Genomic DNA, 21,355 nt, shown 5'->3' on the forward strand with positions numbered 1-21,355 from the left:
ACCTAGTTTACGCAAAACAGTTTATTGATACTGTTTGATGTTCAGTGATTCATCGTTTTTGAAAAACTGAGAAAGCTTTGCAAATGAGCTTTCAAAATAGCCTTCCAACATTCTCTTGATGATGAATGTTCTGTATTCATCTTTGGATACAATTGGGAAATATTCGTGGCTTTTTCCGTAAGATTTGTGACTTACGAATCCTTTTCGCTCAAGAATTCTCACGATGGTGGAAACTGTGTTGTAGGCCGGCTTTTGCTCGGGCATAGGGGTTAGGATATCTTTCACGAAGCCTCGCTCAATATCCCAGAGGATTTGCATGATTTCCTCTTCTGCTCTGGTTAATGGTTTCATAAGATGTTAAGTTTTAAATCGATAGAAAATTATTCGTTTAGTTTCTTAAATCCAAAGAAATACATAAAATATTTTTACTATTTAGTTGGTGAAAGTGTTAAAAAACTGAATTATAATGAGATAGGAATAAAAAAAAGACCACAATTTGAGGTCTTTTTTTTTGAATGTAAAATTAGACAGCTTTCAACCGTATGATTCCGGTTGCGTGTAGCAATTTAACAATTGGATAAGTGGGGTCAAACTCATACCATTTGACAGCAAAATTTGGTCGATTAGGAAGTTTGTGGTGATTGTTTTGAAAAAGCTCACCTAGCATCAAGACATCCAACAAAAGCGAGTTTTTTGATTTATCGTTGTTGTCAAAATTTGCATAACCATATTTGTGTCCACTCCAGTTTACAATTGCACCATGGACCGGACCCATTAGAAAATGAATGGGTAGAAGGAAATACATCCACCAATGAGTTCCGGCTAACTCAAATACAGAAATACTAAGTACATAGATTAATACATACAACAGGAGCCATCCCACTCTTACAGCCATGTTATCGGCAAATCTGTCAAACTTATTCCAGTCGGGAATATCTTTTGAAAACCGATCTTCTGGCTTGAGTTTGAAGCTAAAATAGTCGTTGTAAATATTTTTTGTTTTCCACATCATTGTGAACAGATTCTCTGTATGATGGGGACTATGAGGATCCTTGGGGGTATCAGAGTAAGCATGATGCATTCTGTGGAGGATTGCATAGGCCCTTGGAGACAGGTATGAACTTCCTTGCCACAACCAAGTGAAGAAGTAGAAGAATTTTTCCCAGTACTTGTTCATTACAAACATTTGATGGGCGGCATACCGATGCAGGAAGAAACTCTGGCAAAACAGTGAGAAATACCAGTGAAGGAGGAAGAAGATTATTAAAATCACTTAGGTAATAATTAAAGTACTTTTGCAAATATAAGACTAGATTGAGAACTTAGATTTCAAATGAAAGGTTTGTCTTTCTTTTTATCGATGATAAAAGTCAGTTTTTACCTCATTGTAAATGAAATCCAGTCGGCATGTCTGAGGCAGGAAGTATGATCCCCAGATTACTGGATCATAATCTGGATTATTGCGCATCTACCTTCCTGTAAGCTTTATGGCTTTTTAAAACAAATAACAATCTTATGAATTCAAGAAATCTAGCTGGACAAATACTTACGAAGATTCTGTTGGGTGGGATCTCTATTTTGATTGCAGACTATTTGCTGCCAGGGGTTAGCATTGATACTTGGACTACAGGCTTTATTTTGGCAGCGGTTATTATTTTGATCAATTTGACGCTTAAGCCAATTATGATATTCCTTACTTTCCCAATTACGCTGATCACCTTGGGGCTTTTTTTACTGGTCATTAATGCCTGTGTGATTCTATTGGCGGCTTACTTTATACCAGGATTTGTTGTGGAGAGCTTTTGGTGGGCATTAGGTTTTTCTCTGGTAGTCAGTTTGATTAATGGCGTTTTCGGGAATAGTCTAGATTGACATTGCCACCGTTCGATCATTGATACGCTTATAAGCTTTCATTTCACCGATTTTATTTTTGAAAAAAATTACCGCCGAAGGAGATTTTTTGACTTCAACAATTAGCATTGATGTTTCGCTTCCTAGTTCTGCAGACGGAAATTTTTCTTGGAAGACTTTTATTTCGTCAATTATCAATGAAGCACTTGGTGTACAAAATTCCTCATTTGAGGCTTCGATCATGTAGCGCTCTTCTTCTGGATCAATGCCGACTATTTTTTTTTGGTCGGACATTCCGACCACAATAAACCCTCCCTGTGAATTGCTAAGGGCTGAGAGAGTTTTAGCTATTTTTTCTTTTGAAGTAATTTTCAGCTTAAAATCTAGTTTTTCTCCTTCTTTTTGTTTTAACAGGTTTTTGATAAATTCTTCATCAAATTTTGCCGATTTCATTTTATTCATTTACTTTCTTATCTGATTTTAGATTCGGTTTTCGAATCAACTTCATTGCCCTATATAAACCAAATTAACTACTTGAATTTTTGAGCTATGTCAGTTGCCAATCCGGGGTTTGACCCCAAAAACATTGAAAATTTAAAATCTGATTTAAAGAAGTCTGGAAAGAACTTTAAGATTATTCCAGATGAGGAGAATTCAGATGAATTTGTAAATTTTTATTTTCTAGGAATGCATGAAGGTAAAGAAGCGATTTATGACGCGGCGCTTTATACACTTCGACTTCATCATGCCAGTGAAGTGTACGAACTGGCAGAGCATGAGGCTGCCAAGAAATTTTCCAATTTCAAGGGAATCAACTACGAAGAAGATGAGAATGGGAATATGAAACCCCTTTCAAGTGAAGAAGAAGAAATTGGTTGGTTTATTACTGAGATGATTATGGAAATGGAAGAAGAAGAAACTGTTAAAGTACAGGAGTTTATTGATATTGATACCAACCATGATTATGGAGTGGGTCTTGATGCTGCACTTAACTTGGAAGAAATTAACGAAGATGCAATTTCAAAATTCGTGAAGGAATTTAATGACGACACGATCGTCTTGGATGATACCTTGTATTCGTTTCAAACTGAAGACGATGAAGTTTGAAATGAATTAAAATTCTGAACAAACCCTTAAAGCGCTGGTTATCCATTCAGCGTTTTTTTTTATGCTTAAAGTTGCCTTTTCCCCATCTTATGCTCATTCTTTGCCTCTAGGACATCGGTTTCCGATGGAAAAGTATAGCCTACTACCAGAACAGTTGCTATATGAAGGAACATTAGCCAAAGAAAATTTTTTTCCCCCCGATTTTTTAGAAGAAAAATGGATTTTAAATACGCATGATAAGGATTATTACAATCGTCTCAAAAATCTTGCTTTAACGCGATCCGAAATCCGAGCAACTGGCTTTCCACTTTCCCCAGCCTTGGTTCAGCGAGAAATACAAATTGCTACAGGATCTGTTCAGGCAGCACTTTACGCTTTGGATCATGGGATCGGTATGAACATAGCCGGCGGTACACATCATGCATTTACGAACCGGGGAGAGGGCTTTTGCCTATTGAATGATATTGCGATCACGGCCAATTACCTGCTAGAAAATGAAAAAGTTAATCGGGTCTTAGTTGTGGATTTGGATGTCCATCAGGGTAACGGAACCGCAGAAATATTCAAGAATCGTTCAGATGTTTTTACATTCAGCATGCATGGAGAAAAGAATTATCCCCATCGCAAAGAGCAATCGAATTTAGACATTGGGCTAGCTGATGGTATAGCGGACGAAGAATATTTAGAGAAATTGGAACTCAATCTTCCTTTTCTTCTGAAACAGTTTTCCCCAGATTTTATCATTTATCAATGTGGTGTTGATGTGCTCTCCACCGATCAGTTGGGACGATTAAACTTGAGTCAAAATGGAGTCAGAAAACGAGATAATATGGTGCTCTCCCTGGCTAAGAATCATGAAATTCCCATCTTTTGTTGTATGGGTGGTGGATATTCCAAACAGATCAAGGTAATTATTGAGGCCCACGCCCATGTTTTTCGTTTAGCCCAAGAGCTTTATAGCTAGGAAGTTAACCGATTTTAACTTTCTGTTAACCATTCAATTCTTGCAAAATCAATACTTTCTATATATTTGCGCCCTGCGAACCATAACAAATTTAAAGTGAAAAAAGGATTGAAAATCTTCGGAGGACTGGCACTTGCTTCTGTGCTGTTTTATTCATGTGATAAAAAAACTGCTACTACGGCGGAAGTTGAAATTTCAGGAGAAGGAATTGCTGCCAAAGACTTGAAGGTGGCTTACGTCTACACTGACTCAGTGATCAACAAGTATGATTACTTCAAAAAAATGTCTGAGGAAATCACTTCAAAAGGTAAAAGGTTTGATTCCGATCTCCAGTCCAGAGCAAGAGGTTTCGAGCAGGAAGTAGCTACTTTCCAACAAACAGGAGGAAATATGACTCCAAATCAGGCTCGAGCAAAACAAGACGAACTGGTGCAGAAGGAACAAAATCTGATGACCTACAGAAATAACCTAATGCAGGAATTATCTGCTGATGAGGCTAAAATGATGAATGACATCTACGAGCAAGTTCAGAAATATATTAAAGAATATGCTTCCGAAAATGACATTGACCTCATCTTGAGCTACACCCGAGGCGGGGCGATGTGGTATGCAAGTGATGCCATGGATGTAACGGCCTCTGTCGTGGAAGGTTTGAATAAAAAATATTTGGCTAACCCATCAGGAGCGACTCCTGCTGCTACCGATACGACTAAAAAGAAATAAGAGGATTTTGGAATCCCAATCGAAAACCCGGATTTTGTCCGGGTTTTTTTGTGGGTAAAATTTGGGTAATTTTGCAACTCTATTGAATATACTGACAAAATGAAAATCACTGAATTTTTAAAACACAACTACCGCCACTTTAATGCGGCCGCTTTGATTGATGCAGCTGAGGGTTATAAAACTCATTTAGATAATGGCGGCAAAATGATGGTAACCTTGGCAGGTGCAATGTCTACAGCCGAGTTGGGTATTTCACTGGCTGAGATGATCCGCCAAGATAAAGTGCAAATCATATCCTGTACGGGAGCAAATCTCGAGGAGGATGTTTTTAACCTAGTGGCGCATGATTATTACGAACGTGTACCCAATTACCGTGAGTTGACGCCCGCACAGGAACAAGAACTTCTTGAACGTCACATGAACCGTGTGACTGATACTTGTATTCCTGAAATGGAAGCCATGCGTCGTATCGAAAATGTGATCCTCGAAGAATGGATGAAGGCAGATCAAGCCGGAGAAGCTTATTTTCCGCATGAGTTTTTCTACAAAATCCTGTTGTCAGGTAAATTGGACGCTTCTTTTCAAATCGATCCTAAAGACAGTTGGCTATTGGAAGCGGCAAAAAGAAACCTCCCAATCATTGTTCCGGGATGGGAAGATTCAACGCTTGGAAACATGTTTGCGGGACATGTGATCGCCGGAGATGTCAAAAAGGTACATACCGTAAGGACTGGCATTGAATACATGATGTTCCTTGCTGAATGGTATACTCAAAATGCTACGGATGAAAGCACTGTTGGATTTTTCCAAATTGGCGGGGGAATTGCAGGTGATTTCCCAATCTGTGTGGTACCGATGTTGCATCAGGACTTACAGCGAACCAATGTCCCCCTTTGGGGATATTTCTGTCAAGTTTCCGATTCGACCACTTCTTATGGATCTTACTCGGGAGCCGTTCCAAATGAAAAAATTACATGGGGAAAGCTTGGACAGGACACTCCAAAGTTTATCATTGAATCTGATGCAACCATCGTGGCGCCCTTGATATTCGCCATTGTGTTGGATCAATAATTATGAAAAAAAATAAGCAGTTATTTCTCAAAGCAAGTGGCCTAGTGCTGCTTGCTTTTTGTTTGCAATTAAGTGCCAAGGCCCAGGAACTACGTTCGCTTTCTGGTGCTAACAGTCCAAATGACGACACTAATCCGGTTTGGATCGGAAACAACACACTTCTTTTTACACGAGCATTTCATCCCCAGAATCTGGGAGGAGTGTCTGATTCCGGAGATATCTGGGAAACTAAAAAGGATGAAACAGGAGAATGGGGAAAAGCCATTCCCCGACCTGATTTAAGTACTGCCGGTTATGATTTGGTACTGGGCCTGGAAGATGTATTGACACTTTTGATCCTGCGAAAAGAAGGAGATCAAACCTCAGTTCATCAATTCTCAAAATTTGGAACAGACTGGAATTATCTCCGAAAAGTTAATTTTCCGGACTTGAATTCATTTGAGGGCCCGGTGACCGGAAGAGTAGCAGAGGGCGGAAAGCTGATTTTTTTGGCAGGTAAAAGGCAGGGAGGATTTGGCAATGAGGATATTTATTTAAGCGAAAAAACAGGAATTGTGGAATGGTCTGAACTTAAAAATCTCGGACCGGCAATCAATGGATTTGGACAGGAAGTGGGTCCGTTTTATGATCCGGTGGCAAAAAAACTTTATTTTTCCTCCAATTCTTACCCTGGAGCAAATGGAAAAGATATTTTTATATCGAAACGTCTTAGAGAATCTTGGGATAGTTGGAGCAAACCGGAAGTTTGGCAACAAATCAGTTCTCGAGGTTCTGAAGCTTCGATTACATTTATAAGCAAAGATGAGGTAGTTTGGACAAGTACTCAGAACAGTGACGGATACGCTGACTTGATGACATTTTCCACTCCGGTTCCTTTGGTAATTCCAATTGAGTTTTCGGCACCGATTACAGTTTCCTCTGAACCCGAAAAACCAAAACCAACGAGGAGGCCTATTCAAGCCAATGAATCCGCATCGCGCACTGTGATCCTGCCACTTTCAGACTCCACCGAAGTTTCTCTTAAACTCCCACCAATTACTCCCATAGCAAATGAAATTCCTGAAGTGGAGTCTCCTGTAACTTGGCTGGTGATTGATGGGAAAAATAAGGTAGAATTGCCCTATACACTTACTTTTATTAATGGGGCTGAAATTGTTGATTATCAGGGAACACAGTTAGTTTCAGAATTAAAAAACAGAAGTATAAATCTGATTAAAATATCCTCGGCTGGTTATTTTCCGAAACAGGTTTTGGTTGAAAATCTGGATTTTAATACCAAAACAATAGTCTTGTTAATAAAGGCCGAGCTGGGGAGTACTGTCCTGTTGGAAGACGTAAATTTCAAACGGGGAACCGCAGAATTAGAAGGGGAAAGCACTGAAGCCAGCTTATCGGATTTGGCTATTTTTCTGAAAGAAAATCCCCAGATAAAAATCAGAATCAATGGGCATACTGACAACGCCGGAGATCCTGGATTAAATAAACAACTCTCATTAGAACGGGCAGGAAGTGTCAGGAATTTCTTAATTGATAAAGGAGTTAATTTTGAAAATTTGAGAATATCAGGTTGGGGAGGAACTCGACCAGTCGCCTCCAATGCTACTGAAGCAGGAAGGGCAAAAAACCGAAGAGTTGAATTAGCTGTTGAACAATAAAAACTTAAAGAGGCTGTCCCAAAAGGACTGAAAGTGTCAGCCTGAGCGGAGTCCAAGGCTATTTTCAGCAAATACAGCCACATTTCGACTTCGCTCAAAGTGACAAGCAGCAGTTATGAGACAGCCATTTAAGTTATTTATGGTCAGATTAGAATATTAAAGTGAGTAAGCACCTCGATATTCTCTTTTTACAAACTGATTGGCAGGTTCAAAATTTGTGATTTTCATAGTTGGACCATCCCAGATTAATTTGATCCCTCTTCCCGGATAATCAAACTGGCTTGTTGATCCAGCTCTTGGGATTCGGTAATCATAGCTGCGAATAGCAAGATTTCCCATCAATACAGACTCAGTCAATGGACCAGCTACAGCGAATGGAGAACTTAGTCTTTTGAATTCATTAGAACCATAGCCTCCGATACAGGCCTCTACCCAGTTGTTGTAATGGCCTCGGTCTCCTTCGGGAACCCTGAATTCTGTTTGAGGTACGCTTACTTCAGCAGTTCTACTGGTAGGCAGAAGTTTTGGGTTTGCTCCATAAGTCGAACACATCATTTTTCCTTTTGTTCCCTCGATAATTACGCCATTTCCGCCATCACCCATCATTTCATTCGGTTCTAGTTCTTCGGGCCTAGTGGGCTGGATTCCTCCATCCATCCAATGGAATTCCAAATCAGGTTTTCCCGGTTGGTCAAAGCGCAGTGTGATATGAGAAGAAGGAGGGCAGCTTTCAGGAAAATATCCTCTGGTGAATTCCCCGACATAAACTGAACCAACAGAGCATTCAGCTGATTTGGGATAGCCAAGTCCCAAAACACGGAAGGGAGGCTCCATGATATGACAAGCCATATCTCCCAAAGCACCTGTACCATAATCCCACCAGCCTCTCCAGTTGAAGGGCACCAAGTTCCCCACGTAGGCTTTGTAGGGAGCAGTTCCCAGCCACAAATCCCAGTCTAGGTCAGTGGGAGGAGTGATAGGAGTTTTTGGCCATTCGATCCCTTGAGGCCAAACGGGGCGATTGGTCCATGAATAGACTTTTGTTGCTTCTCCGATCAATCCGGCATTGTACCATTCGACCATTTGACGTACTCCATCACCGGAGGAACCTTGGTTTCCCATTTGAGTGACTACTTTATACTTTTCCGCTGCTTCAGTGAGCATTCTTGCCTCATAAATGTCATGAGACATTGGTTTTTGAACATAGACATGTTTGCCCATTTTCATAGCCATCATAGCCTGAACTGCATGCATGTGGTCAGGAGAAGAAACGGTTACTGCATCAATATTCTTTTCCTCCTTTTCCAGCATTGTACGGAAATCCTTGTAGTAGCCTGCTTTAGGATGATCCTCCCGGCTCTTTTTCGCGCGTGTATCATCAACATCACAAAGGGCAATCATGTCAACTTTTCCACTTCGGTAAACACCACTGACATCACCTGCCCCCATCCCTCCAACACCTATGCTTGCCACTCTTAAACGATCGCTTGGGGCAATGAATCCCACACCGCCTAATACATGGCGTGGCACAATGTAAAAACCTGCCAAGGCTAAAGTTGAACCTTTGATAAAACTTCTCCTGCTATTCTTCTCCAAATTGGAATCTTTCTTTTCCATATAATCTGTAATTGATTTATTGTAAATGAGCGTGTTAAAATATTAAAAAGGCACCAGAGTTTAGCTCCGATTGTCAAAATTTGAATCTGGTTCTTTTGTAAAAGAGGCAATGGATCAGGAATATTATCCATCATTGTAAACGAGTGCCGTTTTTGAAATTAATTGAGTTTAGAAAAATAGATTTGCAATAATTTCAAGTAAGTTTAGGCAAAATCATCGACCATGAAAAAAACACTTTGGCCCCTTATGTTTGGTGTCTTACTTGCATTGGGGGCTTGTAAAAAACAAGCAACCCTTTCCGACGCTGCAATCATCCCATTCCCTCAAGAAATCAACAATGGCTCCGGAATCTTTCAATTGACCGCTGAGACCGGTGTCAAATTAGTAGGTACAAGCGATCATTTGACCAGAATAGGAGAACATCTCGCAGAAAAACTCAGACCTTCCACGGGTTACGATATTCCTGTTTCCTTTGATGAAGGTCAGATCGTATTGGAATTGACCGGCAATGAAAATTCAGAAGCCTATGAAATACAGATTTCTGCAGAAGAACTAAAGGTGACTGCTGCGGGAGAAGCAGGCTTGTTTTACGGAGTGCAGACTTTGCTACAGCTTCTCCCTCCACAAATCATGAATAAGACCGTCCAATCTGCAGAATGGTCAATTCCGGGAGGAACAATCAAGGACGCTCCTGCATTTGAATACCGCGGATCAATGCTTGATGTAGCCAGGCACTTCATCTCAGTGGAAGATGTCAAATACTACATCGATCAGATGGCTGTATATAAACTAAACCATCTTCACCTGCACCTAACAGACGACCAAGGATGGAGAATTGAAATTAAGTCATGGCCAAAACTTACTGAAATCGGGGGAAGTACCGAAGTGGGTGGCGGTAAAGGGGGCTTTTATACCCAAGACCAATACAAAGATATCGTGGCTTATGCCGCGGATCGATTTATCACTATCGTACCGGAAGTGGACATGCCCGGCCATACCAATTCTGCCCTGGCTTCCTATGCGGAGTTGAACCCCGGGGTAAATTTGCCCAATGGCAAGCTGGACTCTGTAAACAGAGCGCCTCTTGATTATGAAATGCCTTTGAAAAATCCTCAGGCTTCTGAGCTTTACACCGGTATTGAAGTAGGCTGGAGTACGTTTGCTCCCAAATTAGAGTTGACCTATGCATTTGTGGACAGTGTAGTTAGGGAGATTTCTGAGATGACACCGGGACCTTATTTTCACATCGGTGGAGATGAGTCACATGTCACTGAAAAAGACGACTATGTGTACTTTATCGAACGTGTCCAGGACATCGTTTCCAAATATGGAAAGACTAGTATTGGTTGGGATGAAGTAGCAACAGCTAAACTTCTTCCTGGAAACGTGGCGCAATTCTGGGCCTTGGAGGCAAATGCGAAGCTTGCGAAGGACCAAGGAAACAAAGTATTGATGTCTCCTGCCAAGAAAGTTTACTTGGATATGCAATATGATAGCTTGTCAAGAATTGGGTTACATTGGGCAGCCTACGTGGAATTGGACTCAGCATATCTGTGGGAACCCTCAGAATATGTATCAGGAATAACTGCAGAAAATATTTTGGGAGTAGAAGCGCCTCTTTGGACCGAAACGGTAACCAATAGAGCGGATATCGATTACTTGGTTTTTCCTAGACTTTCAGCTATTGCCGAAGTCGCGTGGACAAAAAAGGACCGAAGAAGCTGGGAAGGTTACAGTAGAAGAGTTCCCGTTCATGGTAAAAGATGGGATATCCAAGGAGTTGGATTCTACAAATCGCCAAAAATCACCTGGTAAAACTTAACCAAGCATGAGCCCGAAGTTTAAATACTTCGGGTTTTTTTATACCACTTATCAAAACTTTTTGATTTTGGTGAAATTGGATCTATTATCGAATCAGTTTTGCTGACAGACATCTTAAGTAATAGGAATTATCCATGGGAGACATCATTATTGAATTTAGTAACTGGATTTGGGGACCTCCAATTTTAGTTTTGCTTTTAGGCGGAGGACTCTTTTTTTTGATTCATTCCGGTTTTGTTCCTTTTTTAAAAATGGGACATGCGATCAAATTATTAAGTGGAAAATACGATGATAATTTAGCTCCTGGACAAATTTCTTCAGCACAGGCGCTATCATCGGCTATTGCTGCCACAGTCGGTTTGGGAAATATTTCAGGGGTGGCAATTGCTATAAATATGGGGGGGCCAGGGGCACTGTTTTGGATGTGGATGGCGGCATTTGTTGGGATGGCCACCAAATTCTACACCTGTAGTTTGGCAATTATGTATCGAGGCAAAGATAGTGCGGGCGAAATTCAGGGAGGACCGATGTATTTCATTGAAGAGGGGATGGGTAAAAGGTGGAAATTTCTTTCCGTGATTTTTTGTGTGGCAGGAGTGATCGGCTTACTCGCTATTTTTCAGGCAAATCAACTTACAGCCGTCATTCAGGCTGTTTTGATTCAGCCGGAAACGATGGAAGAAACTGTTCGTAATCGCTGGATTATTGGGTTTGTGATGATGGGATTGACGGCCATTGTAATTTTGGGTGGTATACAGCGAATTGCTTCGGTAGCTTCGAAAATGGTTCCTTTTATGGTTGGAATTTACATGATCACTGTATTGATCATTATATACCAATACTTGGGTCAAGTTCCTGAAATGCTAAAATTGATCGTAGTGGATGCGTTTACCGGAAATGCTGTAATGGGTGGGGCAGTAGGATCGGTGATTGTCGTCGGGGCTAGAAGGGCTGCATTTTCCAATGAGGCAGGCATTGGTACTGCCCCAATGGTCCATGGCGCTTCCAAAAACAATGAACCGATCAGAGAGGGCTTGATCGCTATGCTCGGTCCATTTGTGGATACGATAGTTGTCTGCACGCTGACAGCTTTGGTAATTTTACTTACCGGAGTTTGGGAAAATTCTGAAAATGATGGTGTCAGATTAACCTTGGAAGCATTCGAAATCGGGATTCCCGTATATGGGAAATATCTATTGATGCTTTCAGTACTTGTCTTTGCGCTTTCTACGATGTTTACTTATTCCTATTACGGACACAAATGCACCAATTACCTTTTTGGAGCTGGCAAGGCGAATTATTACAATTACTTCTATTTAGCTACTATCGTGGTAGGAGCTGTGGCGTCTTTGGAAGTAGTAGTGAGCTTGGTTGATGGAATGTATGCTGTGATGGCATTTCCAAATATGATTGCTGCCCTTTACTTAGCTCCTAAAGTTAGAGCGGCATCCAAAAGCTATTTTGAAAGAATGAAGGCCAATGGAATATGAAGTTTTTGATTGCCCCCAATGCCTTCAAAGGAACGATATCAGCAGAAGAAGCGGCAAAGATCATTGCACAGAAGGTAGAGGAACGATCAGGTTTTGAGTGTATAATCCAGCCTGTCGCAGATGGTGGGGATGGGACCTGTGGCTTATTGATTGATTCTTTGCTCCTGGAGAAAATTCCCGTTTTGACGCTGAATGCCATTGGTCAGCCCGCCATGGGGTATTTTGGCTGGGACTCTGAGCACAAAAAAGCTTATTTGGATATTTCTTCAGCGACGGGAATTGGGTCGCTTGAACTTCGGCAAAGAGATCCTTATTCGACATCGACCTTCGGCACGGGACAAGTAATCCTAAAAGCAATCCAAATGGGAGCGGAGGAAATAATTCTTGGTCTCGGAGGAAGTGCCACCATAGATATGGGTTTGGGTATATTGAATGCCCTAGGCATCTTGTTTTTGGATGAAAACGGAAGAGAAATTCCCGCATTTACTCCGCATTATTTGGAGAAAATTAAACACATCCAAAAGACCCTCGAAATCGCGAAGATTAGATTCACCTGCCTTTGCGATGTGAAAAACCCTTTTTTTGGAGAAAATGGAGCAGTTAAAGTCTATGGACCACAAAAGGGATTGGCATTGAAACATGTTCCAGACTTTGAAAAAACATGCTTGGATGTACTTGGTCTTTTAATTAAGAAATCAAAAGGTGAATGGGCCGATCAGGCAGGTTTTGGAGCTGCGGGAGGAATAGCTTTGGGTCTTGGTTTCTTTTTCCCCATCGATATAAAAATTGGAGCTGATTATTTCTTTGAGCTTGTAGCGATTGAAGAAAAAGTAATTCAGTCCGATTGGATAATCACAGGGGAAGGGCAATATGATTCCCAAAGTGATCAAGGAAAAGCGAGCTTTGCCTTGTTACTATTGGCAAGATCACATAAAAAAAAGATTGCCTTGATCACCTCAGGTTCGGGAGGTCGAAAAGCCGGGTTTGATTTGGTTTTGGAGCTTCCCAGTCTGGATTTTTCAACAAAGGATTTCAAAGAAAAAGCCCGCCAAAATCTTAGCGGGCTTATTGACAAGGCGGTTTTGGGAGAAAGATTTGATTAAACTCTTCTATAATCCCCCTGCCAGTTTTTTACCTGTTTTTTGATGTCCTTAGGGCTCAATTTCTCTTGGATTGCTTTTTCCATTAAAGGCAATAATTCTTCATCTCCAGCAAATCTCAAGGCGATGATTTGTGACAGTTTCAATTGGTTTTCTACAGAATAAAAGGGTGCACCCGTTAAATGAAAGTAGCGTTGACGCATCTCCGTCAAGATAATTCTATTTTGGGTTTTGAGTGCGTAAATTCTGGCTAAAAGCGGAAGAAGCGTAAGTATCATTGCCCCCAATAGAGAATAAATGCCTGAATTCAGACTTTCGGATGAGCTAAAATCCATCTTGTAAACGGTCCAACCTAAATAGATCAAAGTCATTGGAGTTACCACGAAATGGTGAAATGGAAAATACCTTGCGTGGTTTTGATGGTTTTGCGTTTTCATCTGTTTATATTTTGTTTTTCAGTGATCAGACCTGACTGCCTTCAGCCGGGTAGTCTGTCCCAATTCTTCATCGGGAGAATGACTTATTGGGTAAAAAAAAAGGAGGCAAAGCCTCCTTCTGTTGGTTATGAATGATCAATGATCAGTTTTCTTCTTTTTGCTGAATGTACTTCGAGCATCCATAGCTGAAAGTCCCGCGCCCAAACCTATGAGTATGCAAACGATAAGAATGAAAAGCTGCGCGCCAGGCATTATCGGAGAACTGAAAATATCAAGTAGTATCATTTGATTTTGGTTGAAATTCGTATTTATATGCGAAGATAAAGCCCTAAGCTGATTTTACAAAGGCAAATTCTTGTTTTTCAAATTGAGTACAGGATAATCTAATCCAAGTCGTCCTCAAAGCCATCATCCTGGATGATTTCTTCGTCTTCGAAATCATCATCTTCTTCACCAAAATCTAAAATACTATCGTCGAGAAGTTCAGTTTCTTCATCCAGATCGTATTCATCTTCAAAATCGTCTCCGAAATCATCTTCTTCTTCAAAGTCGTCGATTGCATCGAACTCTTCTTCAGGATCTTCCATAGCAGTGTTGAAAAGGGGGTTAATTGAATAGGTTTACGAAATAAGACAAAAAATTAATTACACCAATACTGGTAACTTTAATTTTTTTTCAAGAGCCAATTCGAGTGAAATTTCATTTTCATTGATCCAATTTTCTCTTAATATTTTTGCCCAAGTTTCCATGTAAAGTACAACATCTTCTCTTGAGTTTTTATTGATTTTATCGCTTCTTTCTTTAGGAATTTGGGATAGAATGCCAAGATCAGATAACCTTTCCAAATGCGCCAAGTCATCTAAAGTTAAGCCGAAATCCAGCATTTTTGAAATCATCAAATCGATCGGATAGCCACTTGTGGGACAGTAATCGAGTAGTTGTTCATTCCAGTCACCATGTTTTTGCATGGCATACTGATGGATTTCCGATTTCGTGAATTGTGTTAGTTCTTGAGCGAGATTGCCACAATTGCATGCACCCATGTGCCCCCATTGGTATGCAGCGCCGTTTGAGAGTTTAGCTACTGTTCTTTCGATAGCTTCAATTAGCTTTGGATTCGCTTTAGCCATAATCTTGATTTTTTGAATATAACCAATTTATGGAATGTAGGTTTCGAAAAAATGGTGGCGAAAAAAAAACTGATCAATTTTGATCAGTTAAATATTAGGTTGATATACTTTTTTATCAGAGGTTTTGATAGGTAATCTTTTACAAGCTGATACTGACTGGCTTTGTTAATGTCTCTTTGATCAACTGAGCTGCTTAAGATATAAATCTGTGCATCATTGTTTTTTGGATGAAAATGATCCAGAAAATCCCATCCATTCATTCCTGGCATATTAAGATCCAGAAACAGATAATTTGGACTGATATCACCAATCTCGTCGAGTGCAGTTTGGGCACTATGATACTTATAGAACTGACAAGGCTCTTTGACATTCTTTGTGATCAGCTTTTCAGTCACGAATGTGCTGATTGGATCATCGTCTATAAGTACGATAGTTAGCATTAAGTACAGAAATATGATTTTGAAATACATTAATAACTATACAAAAGTACAGTCTTTTTGTTACTTAGCAAATTATCGGCCAGAAAACCTTCATTAAATTAATGAGATTTTCCATATTTATGGAACTTTTCCTTTCCCCTGAGAAGATCAAAAAACAAAATAAAGTCTGAAGCGAGACTGAACATCGGATATTTGAATGTGGCAGGTTTATTTTTTTCAAAAAAGAAATGCCCCACCCAAGCAAAGCCGTACCCAATAAAAGGAATGGCTACCAGCCAAAGATAATTTCCGGAAAAAATGGCGATACCCAATGGGACGAAAAGAAGAGCTGTCCCAATAAAATGAAGTTTGCGGCAGGTAGGGTTTTGGTGTTCCTTCAAATAGTAGGGGTAAAAATCTTTTAGCGTTTTATATTCCTTTTCCATTTCAATTTAAGATTTGATTTAAGAATGATTCAAGAACTGCTTCGAGGGTTTTCTCCACTTTTTTCTGTTTGTACTTCGGGTTGCTCACTTCGGTCACTCCGGTCAAGGTCATCAGAAATTTGTCCTGAACGGGATCTATAAAGTCTACAATAACCTGCAAAAGCTCATAATTACTGGATGAAACTCTGTTGTTGTTGTAGGGATTGAAAATCCAAGGATTATACACTCTATACCCCCAGAAGGGGTAAGGATTTTGATTTAAAACTACTTCTCGTTGTCTTACATCCTCATTGGAATTATACCTGATGACCACATCCGGTTGTTTCGCATCATATTTCATTCCTGCCTCTTCAAGTGTTTCCTGCAGTTGAATTTGCACGAGTTCGTCAAGAAATTGAGAATTAAAGCCCCGCATTCCCACTTCTTTATTGATAATGACAAATGTTCGATAAGGACGGGCAACCGGGATCTCTGTGTTCTCTTTGAATATTTCTATAGACTTGCAAGAAGAAAAGGCGAAAAGAGACAGAGCAATAAAGACAATTTGAATTTTCCGCTTCATGATGGGTGATTTATGCTTTGGAAATGCTCAATAATTTTGAAAGTAAGGTTTTCTTCTCAAACGAAAAAACAAAAGTCTTTATTCGAGAATCTTTCCCAAGATTGGGCAGGTTTACTATTTTTGCGAAACGAATTTTCATGATTAAGCCTGATTTTGACGATATTTTTATGGAATTGGCAGTTAACCTCGCCAAAAGGTCTCACTGCATTAAAAAGCATGTAGGAGCTGTTTTGACTAAAGAAACAAGGATTATTTCAATTGGATACAATGGTCCTCCGGCAGGTACTCATAACTGTGACGTGGAATTTCCGGAGCATGGCTGCGCCAGAGACAGTAAGGGGAGTTGTTCTCTGGCGCTTCATGCTGAGCAAAATGCAATTCTTTATGCTGTTAAAAATAACACCTCGGTAGAAGGGTCCACGCTCTATGTAACCTTGTCACCATGCCTGGCCTGCGCAAGAATTATATTCTCAATGGGAATTGCCAAGGTGGTTTACCTTTTTTCTTATGCAGAGTACAAAGGAATCGGATCTGATGAAGGGGTGGATTTTCTTAAAAAATTTGGAGTGGAAGTAGCCCGTTATCCGAAAAGTTTTGAAGTCAATGATCTGTTGATTTAAATGTACTGTCCTGGAGAAAAGTTTCTCACACAAGGAGATGATTATCCAGGGTATTCTTCCCGATAGCTCGGGATGGCCCCTAAAAAAAACAATTTATAATCATATGAAATTGACTTCAGGCTGAAGTTGTACTTTAAATTTTTCCATAACTGATTGCCCCACTTTTTCGGATAGAGCTTTGATATCACTGCCCTCTCCATTGCCATAATTGACCAAAACTAAGGCTTGCTTGGCATGTACTCCGACCTCTCCAATTCTTTTACCTTTCCAGCCTGCTTGCTCAATCAGCCAGCCGGCGGGGACTTTTACACCATCTGGAGTAGGGTATCCTGGCATTTCCGGAAAAACTGACCTCAGCTCAATGAATTGTTTTTGGCTGATTGTCGGGTTTTTGAAGAATGAGCCTGCATTTCCGATTTTTTTTGGATCGGGAAGTTTTGACATTCTTATTTCAGATACCGCATCGCTGACAGCTTTTATGCTGAGCTCTGTAATCCCTTTTTCTTTTAATACATCATGAATTGCACCATATTCAATACGAAAATCGGGCTTTTTCTTTAGTCTGAAAACTACCGTGCAAATGACATATTGATCTTTGAGCTCATGCTTGAAAACGCTTTCGCGGTAGCCAAATTTGCATGCTTCCGCAGAAAAAGTTTCCATCTGCACACTTGATCGATTTAGAGCGTCTAGACTTTCAAATACCTCCTTGATCTCTACGCCATAAGCTCCGATATTTTGCATAGGTGAGGCACCTACAGTTCCGGGGATCAATGATAGATTTTCTATTCCAGCCCAGTTTTTATCGATGGCGTACCTTACTAAATCGTGCCATCCCTCACCAGCTCCAACTTTTACCCAAGTATAATTTTCATCTTCCCTGATCAGATTTATTCCCTTTATTTCAATTTTAATCACCAAACCATCGAAATCTTTCGTCAGAAGAATATTGCTTCCACCGCCTAAAATGAGCACATTTTGATTCTGATTTTTAGCCCAAACCAGTGCCTGCTTAAGTTGCATTTCTGAATCGACAGCTGTAAAAAATCTTGCGTTTTTGGCGATACCAAATGTATTAAGTGGTTTCAGGGAAATGTTTTCTTGTATATTCATGTACTCTATCTTGAGCTGCGAAATAAGCAAGATTTTGAGCCAAAGTGAAATGAAACCCCAATCTGCTATCCCATTTGATGAAAGAAGTTCTAATCAATGGAGTCCGAATTAGACCCGGACAATCTGTAAATATCGAATTGCCCATAGCCAAACTTCCCACACATACCCTGATTGACCTTCCGATTTTTATCAGATCTGCTAAGGAAGAAGGCCCCACAGTGTTGGTTAGTGGGGGAATTCATGGAGATGAAATTAATGGAATTTTTACTGCCAAGCAGATTTTGGGAGAGATTGATGCTGGTTTGGAAATCCTCAAAGGAACTTTGATCATTATTCCTCTGGTCAATATTTATGGGTTTCTATCGAATAGCCGGACTTTCCCGGATGGGCGTGACCTTAACCGTAGTTTTCCAGGCAGTAATAAAGGTTCTCTTGCATCCCGGATTGCCTATATTCTTAATGAAGAAATTATTCCTCAGATCGATTATGGAATAGATTTTCATACCGGTGGACGGATGCTGTCAAATGAACCCCAAGTGCGTGTTGATTTTAAAGATAAAGTAGCTTTGGAATTGGCTAAAGCCTTTGGGACAAATTTCGTGGTCAATTCCAAACATATTGAAAAGTCCTTTCGAAAGACGGCATTTAATGCCAGAAAGCATCTTTTGGTATATGAGGGAGGAGAAAGTATGCGCCTTGATCACCATGCCATAGCTGAGGGGATAATAGGTACTAAACGATTGCTTCATCATCTTCAAATGATCAATTCACCTCAACCGTCTACCCATACCTTGATCTTAAAAGAAAGTGAATGGACAAGAGGAAAAGCCTCGGGGATTTTTTTCGCAACAGTCAAATTAGGTGAATCGATAAAAAAGGGCCAATTAATAGCAAATATATCCGATCCTTATGGTCAGGTGATTGTGCCGGTGAAGGCGAGTGCAAATGGCTATGTCATCGGCCTAAACAATAATCCTGTGGTCAATGTGGGGGATGCCTTGATTCACATTGGGAAGGAGTAAATTGACTTGGCCTACTTAAGTTGTATATTAAAAAAGCCCGAGGTTGATCGGGCTTTTAAGGTGTTTCAATTCTTGTATTAACTGAAGTAGTTTTTTAATCCGTCTAATCTTTCCACCAATTCACCCTCAACTTTTCTGTAATCTTTTGGATCGGAAAGCGGGGTGCTCACGGAAAAGTAATACTTGATTTTTGGCTCTGTTCCAGAAGGTCGCGCTGAAATCTTGCTGCCATCTGATAGGTAAAACTGCATGACATTGGACTTGTCCATTTCCAAATTCTCTACCTTTCCTGTTTTCAGATGAGTGATCGTGGAGTTCTTGACATCCACAATTCGCTCTACCTCGATGCCGTTCATCTGCGTTGGTGGATTTGTTCTGAATCCGTTCATCAAGGATTGAATCTGTTCTGCACCGTCTTTTCCTTTTTTGGTCACAGAAATCAAAGACTCTTTATAGAAGCCAAACTTGGAATAAATTCCAGCCAATACATCAATGGTGTTTTTCCCCTGTTGTTTATAGTAGGCGATCAACTCAGCAAAAATCGCAGCAGCACTTACTGCATCCTTGTCTCTGACAAAGTCGCCAACCAGATAGCCATAGGACTCTTCCCCACCTCCGATATAGGTTTCTTTGCCCTCTAGTTTGAGTATAATGGCGGCAATATTTTTAAAACCGGTCAATACATTAAAGCATTTCACACCGAATCCTTCGGCAATTTCATTGATCAATTCGGTGGTGACAATGGTGTTGACCATAAATTGATTTCCGTCCAGTTTACCGGCTTCCTGCCATTTACTCAGGAGATAATAGCTCAACAATGCCCCCGACTGATTTCCATTGAGGAGTTCAAATTCACCTTTTTCATTGGGAACCACAGCTGCGTATCGATCTCCGTCGGGATCACAGGCAAGGACAAGTTCGGCGTTTACCTTCCTGCCTAATTCGATTGCCATAGTTAGGGCCTCAGCTTCCTCCGGATTTGGATAAATTACAGTTGGAAAATTTCCATCCGGTTCAGCTTGTTCTTTGACGATATGTATATTTTCAAATCCATAAGCCTTGAGAGCGGCAGGGACCATTTTGCCAGAGGCACCATGGATTGGAGAGAAAACAATGGGTATATTTTTTTGACTTCTAATCGCCTCGGGAGATAGGCTTAAGCCTTTGACTAATTCTAAATAGATAGCGTCAAAATCTTCCTCAATGTATTCGAATAAGGCTTCGTTTTTATTCCAATTAACTTGGTCAAAAGAGGTAATCTTCTGAACTTCCTTAATGATGTTGGTGTCATGAGGTGCCACTACTTGGGCTCCGTCCTCCCAGTAGGCTTTATAGCCGTTGTACTCTTTGGGATTATGTGAGGCAGTGATCATTACTCCGGATTTGCAGCCAAAATGGCGTACCGCAAAGGAAAGCATAGGCGTTGGCCTCATTTCTTTGAAATAGAGAACCTTTATCCCGTTTGCGGTGAAGACATCAGCAGTGGTTTTTGCAAACAGCGTATTATTGATGCGGCAATCATGTGTGATTGCTACTTTGATGTCCTGCCCGGGAAAGGATTTCAGAAGGTAATTTGCCAATCCCTGTGTGGCCATTCCAATCGTGTAGACATTCATTCGATTGGTACCCACACCCATCAGTCCCCTTAGTCCTCCGGTTCCGAACTCCAGGTCTTGGTAAAAGGAATCCACCAGTTCGGTGGGATTTTCCGAAATTAATTTTTTGATTGATGCTTTGGTGTCAGCATCTACATTTCCATCCAGCCAGCTTTGCGCTTTGCTAAGGATTGCAGGGTCGATTGAACTCATTTTTATAAAAATTTCTGTGTGGTTCTAAGTTAGATAAAATGTCAAAAAATGCCACTTCTTATCAATAAATGATCGAATATCAATACCGTCCTAAATAAAGAGAGAGAGAGGTCCCGATTTTTGCCCAAACTATTTAATTTGGGTTTGCACCAAAAACCTGAGACCTCTCATGGGTAATATTACCTTGTTTTCGCAGATTATTAAAAAAACCGAGCGTCCAATTTTCAAGAAACTGGTTGAAGAGAAACAAACCGACAAGGCCTGCAAAGGCTTTGACAGTTGGACGCATTTGGCATCGATGCTGTTCTGTCATTTTGCCAAGAGTACCAAGGCACCAGTCTATCTGTTGGACTCCACCGTGGTGAGTTTGTGTCTTTCGGTATTAGACTGGGCTACTTT

Annotated in this window: 24 protein-coding genes; 12 read left to right on the forward strand and 12 right to left on the reverse strand. The window is 40.5% G+C overall.

Annotation, left to right across the window (positions count from 1 at the left end):
* Positions 1 to 21: 21 nt before the first annotated feature.
* Both BLQ81_RS15105 and BLQ81_RS15110 read right to left on the reverse strand, forming a co-directional pair.
* The gene (locus tag BLQ81_RS15105) at positions 22 to 351 is read right to left on the reverse strand and encodes a BlaI/MecI/CopY family transcriptional regulator (protein WP_092731483.1); all 330 of its coding nucleotides are present in this window, start codon (positions 349 to 351) and stop codon (positions 22 to 24) included.
* Positions 352 to 523: 172 nt separating this feature from the next.
* The gene (locus BLQ81_RS15110) at positions 524 to 1,273 is read right to left on the reverse strand and encodes an acyl-CoA desaturase (RefSeq protein WP_092731486.1); all 750 of its coding nucleotides are present in this window, start codon (positions 1,271 to 1,273) and stop codon (positions 524 to 526) included.
* Between the two features lie 242 nt (positions 1,274 to 1,515).
* On the opposite strand from BLQ81_RS15110, the gene BLQ81_RS15115 reads away from it, so the two are divergent.
* A complete protein-coding gene (locus BLQ81_RS15115; protein ID WP_092731489.1) occupies positions 1,516 to 1,872 on the forward strand; it encodes a phage holin family protein in 357 nt (118 codons plus the stop codon).
* On the opposite strand, the gene BLQ81_RS15120 is transcribed toward BLQ81_RS15115, so the two are convergent.
* A complete protein-coding gene (locus tag BLQ81_RS15120; protein WP_092731492.1) occupies positions 1,864 to 2,313 on the reverse strand; it encodes an AlbA family DNA-binding domain-containing protein in 450 nt (149 codons plus the stop codon). The two genes, BLQ81_RS15115 and BLQ81_RS15120, sit on opposite strands and share 9 nt — an antisense overlap.
* Positions 2,314 to 2,400: 87 nt before the next feature.
* On the opposite strand from BLQ81_RS15120, the gene BLQ81_RS15125 reads away from it, so the two are divergent.
* The 5 genes from BLQ81_RS15125 to BLQ81_RS15145 all read left to right on the forward strand — a co-directional run bounded on the left by BLQ81_RS15125 (position 2,401) and on the right by BLQ81_RS15145 (position 7,371).
* Positions 2,401 to 2,958, forward strand: coding sequence for a hypothetical protein (locus tag BLQ81_RS15125; RefSeq protein ID WP_092731495.1), 558 nt, complete (start codon positions 2,401 to 2,403; stop codon positions 2,956 to 2,958).
* Positions 2,959 to 3,019: 61 nt separating this feature from the next.
* The gene (locus BLQ81_RS15130) at positions 3,020 to 3,922 is read left to right on the forward strand and encodes a histone deacetylase family protein (protein ID WP_092731498.1); all 903 of its coding nucleotides are present in this window, start codon (positions 3,020 to 3,022) and stop codon (positions 3,920 to 3,922) included.
* A 96-nt stretch (positions 3,923 to 4,018) separates the two neighbouring features.
* Positions 4,019 to 4,645, forward strand: a complete 627-nt coding sequence (locus BLQ81_RS15135; RefSeq protein ID WP_092731501.1) for an OmpH family outer membrane protein — start codon at positions 4,019 to 4,021, stop codon at positions 4,643 to 4,645.
* A 99-nt stretch (positions 4,646 to 4,744) separates the two neighbouring features.
* Positions 4,745 to 5,716, forward strand: coding sequence for a deoxyhypusine synthase family protein (locus BLQ81_RS15140; RefSeq protein WP_092731504.1), 972 nt, complete (start codon positions 4,745 to 4,747; stop codon positions 5,714 to 5,716).
* 2 nt (positions 5,717 to 5,718) lie between these two features.
* Positions 5,719 to 7,371, forward strand: coding sequence for an OmpA family protein (locus BLQ81_RS15145; protein WP_092731506.1), 1,653 nt, complete (start codon positions 5,719 to 5,721; stop codon positions 7,369 to 7,371).
* Between the two features lie 156 nt (positions 7,372 to 7,527).
* Here BLQ81_RS15145 and BLQ81_RS15150 read toward each other — a convergent pair whose 3' ends face one another.
* Positions 7,528 to 8,988, reverse strand: coding sequence for a Gfo/Idh/MocA family protein (locus BLQ81_RS15150; RefSeq protein ID WP_092731509.1), 1,461 nt, complete (start codon positions 8,986 to 8,988; stop codon positions 7,528 to 7,530).
* A gap of 222 nt (positions 8,989 to 9,210) precedes the next feature.
* Between BLQ81_RS15150 and BLQ81_RS15155 the strand changes: the two genes are divergently transcribed.
* From BLQ81_RS15155 to BLQ81_RS15165, 3 genes are all read left to right on the forward strand, one after another.
* Positions 9,211 to 10,803: a beta-N-acetylhexosaminidase gene (locus tag BLQ81_RS15155; RefSeq protein WP_092731512.1), complete on the forward strand. Its 1,593-nt coding sequence runs from the start codon at positions 9,211 to 9,213 to the stop codon at positions 10,801 to 10,803.
* Between the two features lie 140 nt (positions 10,804 to 10,943).
* Positions 10,944 to 12,299, forward strand: coding sequence for an alanine/glycine:cation symporter family protein (locus tag BLQ81_RS15160; RefSeq protein WP_092731515.1), 1,356 nt, complete (start codon positions 10,944 to 10,946; stop codon positions 12,297 to 12,299).
* Complete coding sequence (locus tag BLQ81_RS15165; RefSeq protein WP_092731518.1) at positions 12,296 to 13,402, forward strand: glycerate kinase family protein; 1,107 nt, start codon at positions 12,296 to 12,298, stop codon at positions 13,400 to 13,402. Before BLQ81_RS15160 ends, BLQ81_RS15165 begins: the two co-directional genes overlap by 4 nt.
* Here the strand turns inward: BLQ81_RS15165 and BLQ81_RS15170 are convergent.
* The 6 genes from BLQ81_RS15170 to BLQ81_RS15195 all read right to left on the reverse strand — a co-directional run bounded on the left by BLQ81_RS15170 (position 13,399) and on the right by BLQ81_RS15195 (position 16,393).
* Positions 13,399 to 13,836, reverse strand: a complete 438-nt coding sequence (locus tag BLQ81_RS15170; protein ID WP_092731521.1) for a DUF6526 family protein — start codon at positions 13,834 to 13,836, stop codon at positions 13,399 to 13,401. The two genes, BLQ81_RS15165 and BLQ81_RS15170, sit on opposite strands and share 4 nt — an antisense overlap.
* Before the next feature lie 383 nt (positions 13,837 to 14,219).
* Positions 14,220 to 14,423, reverse strand: a complete 204-nt coding sequence (locus tag BLQ81_RS15175) for a hypothetical protein (protein WP_092731524.1) — start codon at positions 14,421 to 14,423, stop codon at positions 14,220 to 14,222.
* 57 nt (positions 14,424 to 14,480) lie between these two features.
* Positions 14,481 to 14,966 carry a hypothetical protein gene (locus BLQ81_RS15180; protein ID WP_092731527.1) on the reverse strand — a complete coding sequence of 162 codons (486 nt, stop codon included), beginning with the start codon at positions 14,964 to 14,966 and terminating at the stop codon, positions 14,481 to 14,483.
* A gap of 83 nt (positions 14,967 to 15,049) precedes the next feature.
* Positions 15,050 to 15,406: a response regulator gene (locus BLQ81_RS15185; RefSeq protein WP_092731551.1), complete on the reverse strand. Its 357-nt coding sequence runs from the start codon at positions 15,404 to 15,406 to the stop codon at positions 15,050 to 15,052.
* A 98-nt stretch (positions 15,407 to 15,504) separates the two neighbouring features.
* On the reverse strand, positions 15,505 to 15,831 hold the full coding sequence (locus tag BLQ81_RS15190) for a DUF962 domain-containing protein (protein WP_092731530.1): 327 nt from the start codon (positions 15,829 to 15,831) through the stop codon (positions 15,505 to 15,507).
* Position 15,832: 1 nt separating this feature from the next.
* On the reverse strand, positions 15,833 to 16,393 hold the full coding sequence (locus tag BLQ81_RS15195; RefSeq protein WP_092731533.1) for a DUF4136 domain-containing protein: 561 nt from the start codon (positions 16,391 to 16,393) through the stop codon (positions 15,833 to 15,835).
* Between the two features lie 137 nt (positions 16,394 to 16,530).
* On the opposite strand from BLQ81_RS15195, the gene BLQ81_RS15200 reads away from it, so the two are divergent.
* Positions 16,531 to 17,013, forward strand: coding sequence for a deoxycytidylate deaminase (locus BLQ81_RS15200; RefSeq protein WP_092731554.1), 483 nt, complete (start codon positions 16,531 to 16,533; stop codon positions 17,011 to 17,013).
* Between the two features lie 99 nt (positions 17,014 to 17,112).
* Here the strand turns inward: BLQ81_RS15200 and murB are convergent, their stop codons facing one another.
* Complete coding sequence (murB, locus tag BLQ81_RS15205; protein ID WP_092731536.1) at positions 17,113 to 18,126, reverse strand: UDP-N-acetylmuramate dehydrogenase; 1,014 nt, start codon at positions 18,124 to 18,126, stop codon at positions 17,113 to 17,115.
* A 77-nt stretch (positions 18,127 to 18,203) separates the two neighbouring features.
* Here murB and BLQ81_RS15210 point away from each other — a divergent pair, with 77 nt between their 5' ends.
* A complete protein-coding gene (locus BLQ81_RS15210; protein WP_092731539.1) occupies positions 18,204 to 19,148 on the forward strand; it encodes a succinylglutamate desuccinylase/aspartoacylase family protein in 945 nt (314 codons plus the stop codon).
* A gap of 77 nt (positions 19,149 to 19,225) precedes the next feature.
* Here the strand turns inward: BLQ81_RS15210 and BLQ81_RS15215 are convergent, their stop codons facing one another.
* On the reverse strand, positions 19,226 to 20,956 hold the full coding sequence (locus BLQ81_RS15215) for a phospho-sugar mutase (protein ID WP_092731542.1): 1,731 nt from the start codon (positions 20,954 to 20,956) through the stop codon (positions 19,226 to 19,228).
* 169 nt (positions 20,957 to 21,125) lie between these two features.
* On the opposite strand from BLQ81_RS15215, the gene BLQ81_RS15220 reads away from it, so the two are divergent.
* Positions 21,126 to 21,355: DUF4372 domain-containing protein (locus tag BLQ81_RS15220; RefSeq protein ID WP_139183645.1), on the forward strand; the 230-nt coding region annotated here is incomplete at its 3' end.

It is taken from the genome of Algoriphagus alkaliphilus, assembly GCF_900103735.1.
Taxonomy (GTDB): Bacteria; Bacteroidota; Bacteroidia; order Cytophagales; family Cyclobacteriaceae; genus Algoriphagus; species Algoriphagus alkaliphilus.

Excerpts from the sequence above, each read along its gene's own strand:
- BLQ81_RS15190 (WP_092731530.1), bottom strand. The coding sequence starts at position 15,831 with ATGGAAAAGGAATATAAAACGCTAAAAGATTTTTACCCCTACTATTTG.
- BLQ81_RS15195 (WP_092731533.1), bottom strand. The coding sequence starts at position 16,393 with ATGAAGCGGAAAATTCAAATTGTCTTTATTGCTCTGTCTCTTTTCGCC.
- BLQ81_RS15175 (WP_092731524.1), bottom strand. The coding sequence starts at position 14,423 with ATGGAAGATCCTGAAGAAGAGTTCGATGCAATCGACGACTTTGAAGAA.
- BLQ81_RS15155 (WP_092731512.1), top strand. The coding sequence starts at position 9,211 with ATGAAAAAAACACTTTGGCCCCTTATGTTTGGTGTCTTACTTGCATTG.
- BLQ81_RS15165 (WP_092731518.1), top strand. The coding sequence starts at position 12,296 with ATGAAGTTTTTGATTGCCCCCAATGCCTTCAAAGGAACGATATCAGCA.
- BLQ81_RS15170 (WP_092731521.1), bottom strand. The coding sequence starts at position 13,836 with ATGAAAACGCAAAACCATCAAAACCACGCAAGGTATTTTCCATTTCAC.
- BLQ81_RS15160 (WP_092731515.1), top strand. The coding sequence starts at position 10,944 with ATGGGAGACATCATTATTGAATTTAGTAACTGGATTTGGGGACCTCCA.
- murB (WP_092731536.1), bottom strand. The coding sequence starts at position 18,126 with ATGAATATACAAGAAAACATTTCCCTGAAACCACTTAATACATTTGGT.
- BLQ81_RS15185 (WP_092731551.1), bottom strand. The coding sequence starts at position 15,406 with ATGCTAACTATCGTACTTATAGACGATGATCCAATCAGCACATTCGTG.
- BLQ81_RS15180 (WP_092731527.1), bottom strand. The coding sequence starts at position 14,966 with ATGGCTAAAGCGAATCCAAAGCTAATTGAAGCTATCGAAAGAACAGTA.
- BLQ81_RS15130 (WP_092731498.1), top strand. The coding sequence starts at position 3,020 with ATGCTTAAAGTTGCCTTTTCCCCATCTTATGCTCATTCTTTGCCTCTA.
- BLQ81_RS15150 (WP_092731509.1), bottom strand. The coding sequence starts at position 8,988 with ATGGAAAAGAAAGATTCCAATTTGGAGAAGAATAGCAGGAGAAGTTTT.
- BLQ81_RS15215 (WP_092731542.1), bottom strand. The coding sequence starts at position 20,956 with ATGAGTTCAATCGACCCTGCAATCCTTAGCAAAGCGCAAAGCTGGCTG.
- BLQ81_RS15105 (WP_092731483.1), bottom strand. The coding sequence starts at position 351 with ATGAAACCATTAACCAGAGCAGAAGAGGAAATCATGCAAATCCTCTGG.
- BLQ81_RS15210 (WP_092731539.1), top strand. The coding sequence starts at position 18,204 with ATGAAAGAAGTTCTAATCAATGGAGTCCGAATTAGACCCGGACAATCT.
- BLQ81_RS15115 (WP_092731489.1), top strand. The coding sequence starts at position 1,516 with ATGAATTCAAGAAATCTAGCTGGACAAATACTTACGAAGATTCTGTTG.
- BLQ81_RS15120 (WP_092731492.1), bottom strand. The coding sequence starts at position 2,313 with ATGAATAAAATGAAATCGGCAAAATTTGATGAAGAATTTATCAAAAAC.
- BLQ81_RS15145 (WP_092731506.1), top strand. The coding sequence starts at position 5,719 with ATGAAAAAAAATAAGCAGTTATTTCTCAAAGCAAGTGGCCTAGTGCTG.
- BLQ81_RS15200 (WP_092731554.1), top strand. The coding sequence starts at position 16,531 with ATGATTAAGCCTGATTTTGACGATATTTTTATGGAATTGGCAGTTAAC.
- BLQ81_RS15125 (WP_092731495.1), top strand. The coding sequence starts at position 2,401 with ATGTCAGTTGCCAATCCGGGGTTTGACCCCAAAAACATTGAAAATTTA.
- BLQ81_RS15140 (WP_092731504.1), top strand. The coding sequence starts at position 4,745 with ATGAAAATCACTGAATTTTTAAAACACAACTACCGCCACTTTAATGCG.